At 58.6% G+C, this 9,421-nt stretch carries 5 protein-coding genes; all 5 read left to right on the forward strand.

Annotated features, from left to right (window positions below):
* Positions 1-346: histidine phosphatase family protein (locus QVO43_RS05865; RefSeq protein ID WP_288174610.1), on the forward strand; the 346-nt coding region annotated here is incomplete at its 5' end.
* A 106-nt stretch (positions 347-452) separates the two neighbouring features.
* Positions 453-1,301, forward strand: coding sequence for a DUF2156 domain-containing protein (locus QVO43_RS05870; protein WP_288174613.1), 849 nt, complete (start codon positions 453-455; stop codon positions 1,299-1,301).
* A gap of 12 nt (positions 1,302-1,313) precedes the next feature.
* A complete protein-coding gene (locus QVO43_RS05875) occupies positions 1,314-2,495 on the forward strand; it encodes a GNAT family N-acetyltransferase (protein ID WP_022487623.1) in 1,182 nt (393 codons plus the stop codon).
* An 11-nt stretch (positions 2,496-2,506) separates the two neighbouring features.
* Positions 2,507-6,283 carry a phosphoribosylformylglycinamidine synthase gene (locus QVO43_RS05880; RefSeq protein WP_022487624.1) on the forward strand — a complete coding sequence of 1,259 codons (3,777 nt, stop codon included), beginning with the start codon at positions 2,507-2,509 and terminating at the stop codon, positions 6,281-6,283.
* A gap of 86 nt (positions 6,284-6,369) precedes the next feature.
* Entirely contained in the window at positions 6,370-9,297 is a 2,928-nt protein-coding gene (locus QVO43_RS05885) for an insulinase family protein (RefSeq protein ID WP_022487625.1), read from the forward strand.
* Positions 9,298-9,421 lie beyond the last annotated feature (124 nt).

The raw sequence follows: 9,421 nt of genomic DNA on the forward strand, positions 1-9,421 counted from the left end.
GGACGGCCATCATCTCCGGGAAATCCAGGAAAAGGATCCGGATACCCTCCGGGATATTTTCCTGAAGCCGGGACAGGTGGACCTGGAAGCGGAGGAAGACCTGGCCGCTTCCCAAAAAAGAGGATGGGAAACCTTCCGGGAACTGGTGGACCAAATGGAACCGGAAGGCACCATCCTGTGCGTCAGCCACGGGGGCCTGATCCGGCTCCTGGTGTGTCAGATCCTGGGGTTCCCCATAGACAACATGTGGCGGATGAGCCTGGCCAACACGGCCTTCGTCCAGGTGGTCCAGACCGCCGACTACGGATTCCGGGTGGACAAACTGAACGATATGGGGATGCTGTAAGCCTCTTGACTCATCTGTTATAATAATAGATACATATAAACATCTTACAAATGAGGGAGCGATTCTTATTTTAGAATTCAAGCATATCAGCATCGACGACAAGCCGATATTCGATGATTACTTTACCGAAGAGGACTACCATGCCTCGGAATGTTGTTTCGGGTCCATCTTTATCTGGCGGAAGCAGTATGACAGCTACTGGGCCATCAGCCACGGCTGTCTCATCATCAAGGTCACCGTCAACGGCACCACTTTCGTGCTGCCCCCCTTCGGCGGGGTCAACGAAGACCTGCCAAAAGTGATCTGCGCCCTGAAGCAGTATTTCAAAGGGGAACCTTTCGAAATGCACGGGATCTACGAGCATACCATCGAACGGTTCCAGAAATACCTGCCCCAGGTGAACACCTTCACCCCGGACCGGGACAACTGGGACTATGTGTACCAGCGGGCCAGCCTGGCCAGCCTCAGCGGCCGGAAGCTCCACGGAAAGAAGAACCACTACAACCAGTTCCTGAAGGACAACCCGGAATTCGTCTACGAGCCCATTACCCCGGCCAACAAGGACGAATGCATTGCCTACGGGAAACAGTGGGTGGAACAGCGGGAACTCACCGATCCTTCCATTGTGGCGGAATTCGACGCCATCCAGGAAGGGCTGAACCATCTGGATGAACTCCAGCTCCGGGGCGGTCTGATCCGGCTGGACGGCCAGGTGAAGGCCTTCACCTTCGGGGAACGGGCCGGGAAGAACACGGCGGTGATCCATGTGGAAAAGGCGGATCCGGACATCCGGGGCCTGTACACCGCCATCAACAAGGAATATATCGCTCATGAATGGCCCGATGTGACCTACATCAACCGGGAAGAGGACATGGGCAAGGAAGGACTCCGGGAAGCCAAGGAATCCTACAAGCCTGTGTTCATGGTGAAAAAATACAATACCATCATCCGCTGAAGGAGGATTGCCATGGATTTTCGTTTGCTCCAGCAGGATACCCTGTCCCAGGCGGCGGACCTGTGGGATTACTGCTTTGAAAAGAAGGGGACGCATTTTTATGAATGGTATTTCGGGGAATATGCCCTGAAGCAGAACCGGATCCTGGGTGGATTCCAGGACGGGAAGCTGCTGACCATGCTCCACCTGAACCCCTATGTGCTCCGGCTCCGGGGACGGGACTGGAAGGTGCCCTATATTGTGGGGGTGGCCACGGATCCGGTGGCCCGGGGACACCATGTGATGGGGGACCTGATGGAAACCGCCTTCACCACCCTCCGGGCCCTGAAGGTGCCTTTTGTGATCCTCATGCCCATTTACGCCGGGATCTACCAGCCCTACGGCTTTGCCTGGACCCATCTCCGGAAGCATTACACCCTGCCTCTGGCCGGACTGGATCTGGCGGGACACCCTCTGGACGGGTACGAACCGGAACGGGTGGACACCCGGAGCGGGGAAAAACTGGTGGCTCCCGTCTATGAAAAAGCCATGGCCGGGTACCACGGCTATGTGGTCCGGGACCACCGGGTGTGGGAGAACACCCTTCTGACTGCCGCCCAGGAAAATTTTGAGACGGTAATCATCCGGAATGACGGTGCACCAAAGGCTTACGCGTTGTATAATAGAGAGGGAGACAAAGTGACCGTCCAGGAAATGGCTGCTGCAGAACCCCCGGCCAAAATCCGTCTGCTCCAGTACTTCAAGGGGCTGGCGGGCACCTACAAGACCCTGGACTGGCTGGCGCCGGAAGACGACCTGACCTGGACCCAATTGCCGGACCAGGCCCTGGCGCCCCGGGAGGCCCCCTTCATGATGGGCCGGGTGATCAACGCCGCGGCCTGCCTGAAGGCTCTTTCCGTACCGGAGAGCCTGGTGGGGAAGACCCTGGTGCTGGCCCTGAAGGACGAACAGATCGCCCTCAACACCATGCTGGTGAAGCTGAACTTCACCCGGGAGGGGATCCAGCTGCTGAACACCCTGGACGACCCGGAGGTGCTGCTGGACGTGGGGACCTTCACCCAGCTGTTCTTCGGCCTCTACGGACCGGAACAGCTCCAGAAAGCCGGCATGATCTATGTGGACAGTGAAAATGCATGGGAAATCCTTGACAAATTGTTCCCGCGGGAGAATAATTTTATCAACGAGTATTTTTAAGGGAGGCTGTCATGAGCGACAAAATTAGACGTGTATTTGTGGAGAAGAAGAAAGAATATGCTGTGGAAGCAGCAGGTCTGTGTTCCGATCTCCAGCAGACCCTGGGGCTGAAGAACCTGAAAAGCGTCCGGATCGTGAACCGGTACGACCTGGAAGGGCTCACTGACGAAGAATACCAACAGGCCAGAAGCCTGGTGCTCAGCGAAGCCCCGGTGGATGTGGTCCGGGACGAAGAACTGGAGATCCCTGCCGGTTTCCGGAGCTTTGCCGTGGAACTGCTCCCCGGCCAGTATGACCAGAGAGAAGATTTTGCCGCTCAGTGCATCCAGGCCATCACCCAGGGCCAGCGGCCCATTGTGGCTGCTGCCAAGGTGTTCCTGCTGGAAGGGGACCTGTCCGACGCCGACTTTGAAAAGATCAAACACTACTGCATCAACCCGGTGGAAGCCCAGGAAGCGGCCATCGACAAGCCTGACACCCTGGACATGACCTGGGATGTGCCCAAACCGGTGGCTGTGCTGGACGGCTTCCGTGCCCTGGACAGAAAGGGCCTGGAAGACTTCCTGAACAAACAGGAACTGGCCATGAGCCTGGAAGATCTGGCTTTCATCCAGGAATATTTCAAGAAAGAAGACCGGGATCCTTCCATTACGGAAATCAAGGTGCTGGATACCTACTGGTCCGACCACTGCCGGCACACCACCTTTGAAACCAAACTGGAAAACGTTTCCATCACCGACGGTGTCTACACCCAGCCGGTGGCGGAAGCCTACGACCTGTACAAAAAAGACCGGGATTTCGTTTACGGGAAAGACACCCAGCGGCCCATTACCCTGATGGACATGGCCTGCCTGGCCACCAAGAAGCTGAAGAAGGAAGGGAAGATCCCTGATTTGGATGCTTCGGAAGAAATCAACGCCTGCAGCATCGTGGCTCCCATTGACGTGGACGGCAAAAAAGAAGACTGGCTGGTGATGTTCAAGAACGAAACCCACAACCATCCCACTGAAATCGAACCTTTCGGGGGCGCTGCCACCTGTCTGGGCGGGGCCATCCGGGATCCCCTCAGCGGCCGGAGCTATGTGTACCAGGCCATGCGGGTCACCGGGGCCGCAGATCCCCGGACTCCCTATGAACAGACCCTGAAGGGCAAACTGCCCCAGCGGAAGATCACCCTGGGTGCCGCTGCCGGGTACAGCTCCTACGGGAACCAGATCGGTCTGGCCACCGGTTCCGTGGAAGAATACTATCATCCCAAATTCGTGGCCAAGAGAATGGAAGTGGGGGCCGTCATCGGGGCTGCTCCCCGGGACGCTGTAGTCCGGGAACGTCCGGCTGCCGGCGATCTGATCGTTCTTTTGGGCGGCCGTACCGGCCGTGACGGCATGGGCGGCGCCACCGGTGCCTCCAAGGAACACACCACCAAATCCCTCAGCGAATGCGGTGCGGAAGTCCAGAAGGGGAACGCCCCCAACGAACGGAAGATCCAGCGGCTGTTCCGGGATCCGGAAGTGACCCGTCTCATCAAACGGTGCAACGACTTCGGGGCCGGCGGTGTTTCCGTGGCCATCGGGGAACTGGCCCCTGGCCTGGTGATCAACCTGGACAAGGTGCCCAAGAAGTACGAAGGCCTGGACGGCACGGAACTGGCCATCAGTGAATCCCAGGAACGGATGGCGGTGTGCATCGCTGCCAAAGATCTGGACAAATTCATGGCCGCTGCCGCCAAGGAAAACCTGGAAGCCACGGTGGTGGCGGAAGTGGCGGAAGATCCCCGTCTGGTGATGTACTGGAGAGGGGAAAAGATCGTGGACCTGTCCCGGGCTTTCCTGGACACCAACGGCATTCCCCAGAAATCCAACGTGGTAGTGGACGGAGTGGAAGAAACCTCTCCCTTCAACAGCACCCCTGCAGAAGTGGAAGGGAAGAAGGATATCAAAGAAGCCTGGCTGGCCAACCTGGACCGGCTGAACGTGTGCAGCGAAGAAGGGCTGGGTGAACGGTTCGACGGCTCCATCGGCCGGGGCAGCGTACTGATGCCCTACGGCGGCCGGAACCAGCTGACCCGCACCGAAGGCATGGCCGCCCGTCTGCCGGTACTCCACGGCAAGACCAACGCCACCTCCGTCATGGCCAGCGGCTATGATCCCAACGTGTGCTGCTGGAGCCCGTACCATGGGGCCATGTACGCGGTGGTGGAAGCCGTGTGCCGGGCTGCGGCCATGGGCGCCGATCCGAAGAAACTGCGTCTTTCCATGCAGGAATACTTCCCCAAACTCCATACGGAACATACCTGGGGCCGGCCTTTCGCCGCTCTCCTGGGTGCCTATAAAGCCTGCTGCGAACTGGAACTGCCGGCCATCGGCGGCAAAGACTCCATGAGCGGCACCTTCATGGACCTGGAAGTCCCGCCTTCCCTGATCTGCTTTGCAGTAGGGGTCATGGACGGCCGTGACACCATCTCCAACGAATTCAAACAGGCCGGCAACACCGTGGTGTTCATCCCCGTACCCTGCGATGAACACGAAGTGGTGGATTACCCTGCCCTCCGGACCCTCCTGGACAGCGTCCACAAGGCCATCCTGGGCAAACGGATCCTCACCGCCGGCGTGGTGAAAGAAGGGGGCGTGGCCGCAGCCATCTCCTCCATGTGCCTGGGCAACGGACTGGGCTTTGGCTTTGTGAAGCCCTTCCTCCACGAGGAATGCCTGTTCACCCTCCAGCCCGGCGGCTTCCTGGTGGAACTGGCTCCCGGTGCCGATGCGGAGAAAGTCTTTGCCGGCAGCGACTTCCTGGTGCTGGGCAAACTCACCGACGATGGAAAAGTCACCGTCAACGACACTGCCATCAGCCTGGACGAAATCAAGGCAGCCTATACCCGGACCCTGGAAGGGGTATTCCCCTCTGTGGTGAAGGATTCCGGCAAGGACATCTGCCGGATGCCCTACTACCGGAACGACCTGCCGCTCACCGCTCCCTACAACGTGGCCCAGCCCCGGGTGTTCATCCCTGTGTTCCCGGGCCTGAACTGCGAATTCGACACCGCTGCGGCCTTTGAAGCAGCCGGTGCCAAGGCGGATATTTTCGTGATCCGGAACCTGACTCCGGACGCCATCAAGGAAAGCGTGGAAGAAATGGCCAAACGGATCAAGGAAGCCCAGATCCTGGCCATCCCCGGCGGGTTCTCCGCCAGCGACGAACCGGAAGGCTCCGGCAAATTCATTGCCACCATGTTCCGGAATCCGTCCCTGAAGGAAGCGGTCATGGACCTGCTGTATAACCGGGACGGCCTGGCCCTGGGGATCTGCAACGGCTTCCAGGCCCTGATCAAACTGGGTCTGGTGCCCTACGGAGACATCCGTCCTCTGACGGAAACCTCTCCCACTCTGACCTTCAACACCATTGGCCGGCACATTTCCCGGATGGTGGAAACGAAAGTGGTTTCCAACAAATCTCCGTGGCTGGCCCTCACTGAACCGGGAGACATCCACACCGTCGCCGTTTCTCACGGGGAAGGCCGGTTCGTGGCCACCGAAGAAGAGATCAAGAAACTCTTTGCCAACGGCCAGGTGGCAACCCAGTATGTAAACCAGGCTGGGGATCCCACCATGGAAAGCCCCTACAACCCCAACGGCTCCCTGTATGCCATTGAAAGCATCACCAGCCCGGACGGGCGGGTCCTGGGCAAAATGGGCCACACCGAACGGTTCACTGATGGTCTCATGAAGAACATCCCGGGGAACAAACTGCAGCCTCTGTTCCTGGGCGGCGTGCAGTACTTCAAGTAAGATTCAACAGGGAAGGGGAGACTGCCAGGGGCAGCTCCCCTTTCTTTTGCCCTTAATAGAAAAGAAAACAAAGGAGAAGATTCTGCATGGAACTTTCTGTTGGAACGAAACTCCACGGCTTTGCCGTACAAAAAATCACCCCTCTGCCGGATATCGAAGCCACGGCTTACGAAATGATCCATGAGGCCAGCGGGGCCAAACTGTTCTACCTGTCCTCAAAAGACGACAACAAGGTGTTCACTATCGGCTTCCGGACTCCCAGCCAGGACGACACCGGGGTGGCCCACATCACCGAACATTCCGTCCTTTGCGGCAGCCGGAAATACCGTCTGAAGGAACCTTTCGTGGAACTGGTGAAAGGCTCCCTGAACACCTTCCTGAACGCCATGACCTACACGGACAAAACTGTGTACCCGGTGGCCAGCCGGAATGCCAAGGACTTCCGGAACCTGGTGGACGTGTACCTGGATGCGGTGTTCTATCCTCTCATCGGAGAGAACCCCTTTACCCTCCGCCAGGAAGGCTGGCATTACGAACTGGGGAAAGAAGGGGACAAACCTCTCCTTTACAACGGGGTGGTGTACAACGAAATGAAGGGGGTCTATTCCTCCCCGGATGCCATCGAGGAACATGAAGTGATGAAGGCCCTGTTCCCGGATTCCCCTTACCGGTTCGAATCCGGCGGCCTGCCTTCCGCCATTCCCCAGCTGACCCAGGAAGGGTTCGTGGCCTTCCACAAAAAATACTACAGCCCGGAAAACGCCTACATCTACCTGTACGGGGATGTGGACATCGCCGACTGGCTGGACTACATGGACCGGGAATATCTCAGCCGGTTCCCCAAGACCGGCACCCTGAAGGTGGAAATCCCCCTCCAGGCTCCCTTCGACCAGACCCGGGAAGTGAAAGCCTCCTACCCGGTGCCGGAAGGGGATGACACGGCCAAAAAGACCTACCTGTCCATGAACATCGTGGTGGGGTCCGCCCTGGACCAGAAGCGGATTATGGCCCTGAAGCTTTTGACCCATGTGCTCCTGGACGGGAACAACGCTCCCCTGCGGCTGGCCCTGCTCCGGGCAGGCATCGGCAGCGACGTGTCCGGCAGCCTGAACGGCTCCCAGCTCCAGCCGGTGTTTTCTGTGGAAGTCAGCGGTTCCGACCCGGACAAGGAAGACCAGTTCGTAAAGGTGCTGTACCGGACCCTCCAGGATCTGTCCCGGAACGGGATTCCCCGCCGGCTCCTGGAAGCGGAACTGAACTCCGAAGAATTCAAGATGCGGGAAGCGGATTTCAACATCTATCCCAAAGGCCTGATCTACGGGCTGAACGTAATGGAAACCTGGCTCTACGGAGGAGACCCCACCGCCTGTCTTCGGTTCACCGACTGCCTGGACTTCCTCCGGAGCGCCATCGACAAGGGATATTATGAACAGCTCATCGAAAGCGTACTTCTGGACAACACCCACAAATGCCTGGTGACCCTGACCCCGGAACCGGGGAAGGAAGCCCGGGACGCGGAACAGTTCGCCCAGGCCATGGCGGAAAAGAAGAGCCAGATGGATGCAGACCAGCTGAAGGAAGTGGAAGCCATCGCCGACGAGCTCCATGCCCGGCAGGCAGCCCCCGACACCCCGGAAGCCTTGGCCTCCATCCCGCTCCTCCAGCGGTCCGACATTACCCGGAAAAACGATTTCGAGCATCCCCAGGTAACGGAAGCGGGGGACCACACCCATCTGGTGCTCCATCAGTTCACCAACAAGATCGCCTATTTCGACTGGTGCTTCGATCTTACCGGTCTGCCGGAAGACAAGCTGTGCTATGCTTACCTTCTCACCGACGTGCTGGGGAAGGTGGACACCGACGATTATTCCTATGAGGAACTGACCACCCTGGCGGATCTGTACCTGGGAGGCCTGAACTTTGAAGTGAAGCCTTACAGCCGGTACAACGACACCAACACCTACCGGAACGTGTTCAAGGTGTCCGCCAAGGTACTGGAAAAGAACGAGGACAAGCTGTTCGATATCCTCAGCAGCATCGCCCTCCGGAGCCATGTGGAGGACAAAAAGCGGCTGAAGGAAATCATCAGCGAAGTGAAGACCGACTGGGACAACAACTTTTTTGCCCGGGGGATGACCGTGGCCACCCTGCGGCTTATGAGCTACTTCTCCAAATCCGCCCGGAGCATGGAACACGACCAGCTGACCTATTACCAGTTCCTCCAGGATCTGTGGGCCCATTTCGACGAAAAGGCCGATGAAGTGGCGGCCAACCTGAAGGCTCTGGTGCCCGCCTTCTTCCACCAGGATGCCCAGCTCCAGTCCCTGTCCTGCGACAAGGACATGGAACAGGAAGCCCTGGCCAGGATGGAAGCCTTTACCGCCCAGTTGCCCCATTCCCCCTATGCAGGGAAGGCCATGCCCGTTCTGACGGCTCCCGGGAAGAACGAAGGGATCACCACCTCCGGGAAGGTCCAGTATGTACTGGCCGGGGGCAATTTCCATGACCACGGCTACCACTATACGGGAGCCATGAAGGTGCTGGAAACCATCCTCCGGTACGGATACCTGTGGACCAAGATCCGGGTCCAGGGCGGGGCCTACGGGGCCGGTACCCGGTTTGACCCCAGCGGCACCTTCTACCTGTCCAGCTACCGGGATCCCAAACTGGCGGAAAGCCTCCAGGCCTACCGGGATCTGCCGGACTACCTGGAAAAATTCCAGGCCTCCGACCGGGAAATGACCAAGTACGTGATCGGCACCATCAGCCTGGTGGATACGCCCCTTACCCCGGCCATGCACCTGGAAAAGGCCATCACCGCCCAGATGAAGGGGACCCCGGAAGCCATCGCCCAGAAAAAGCGGGACCAGATTATCGACTGCACAGCCGAAGACATCCGGGCCCTGGCGCCCCTGGTACGGGACGTGCTCTCCGACGGCTACCTGTGCGTAGTCGGGGGAGAAGGGAAGATCCAGGAAAACAAGGGATTGTTTGAACAGGTGATCAAGGCGTAAAAGGCAGTCAGCGGGTGAAGGAGACCATCTGCCGGGGGCAGATGGTTTTGAAGGGAAACGCAGCCCAGGGGGCTGCTAACCCACCACCATTCCGCAAGCGCAACGGTCCCCCGCCCTTGAAAAG

The sequence above is a fragment of the Acidaminococcus sp. CAG:542 genome, assembly GCF_000437815.1.
GTDB lineage: Bacteria > Bacillota > Negativicutes > Acidaminococcales > Acidaminococcaceae > Acidaminococcus.

What these genes read in the sequence shown, in the direction of transcription:
- QVO43_RS05880 (WP_022487624.1), top strand. Translation starts at nt 2,507, where the DNA reads ATGAGCGACAAAATTAGACGTGTATTTGTGGAGAAGAAGAAAGAATAT.
- QVO43_RS05885 (WP_022487625.1), top strand. Translation starts at nt 6,370, where the DNA reads ATGGAACTTTCTGTTGGAACGAAACTCCACGGCTTTGCCGTACAAAAA.
- QVO43_RS05875 (WP_022487623.1), top strand. Translation starts at nt 1,314, where the DNA reads ATGGATTTTCGTTTGCTCCAGCAGGATACCCTGTCCCAGGCGGCGGAC.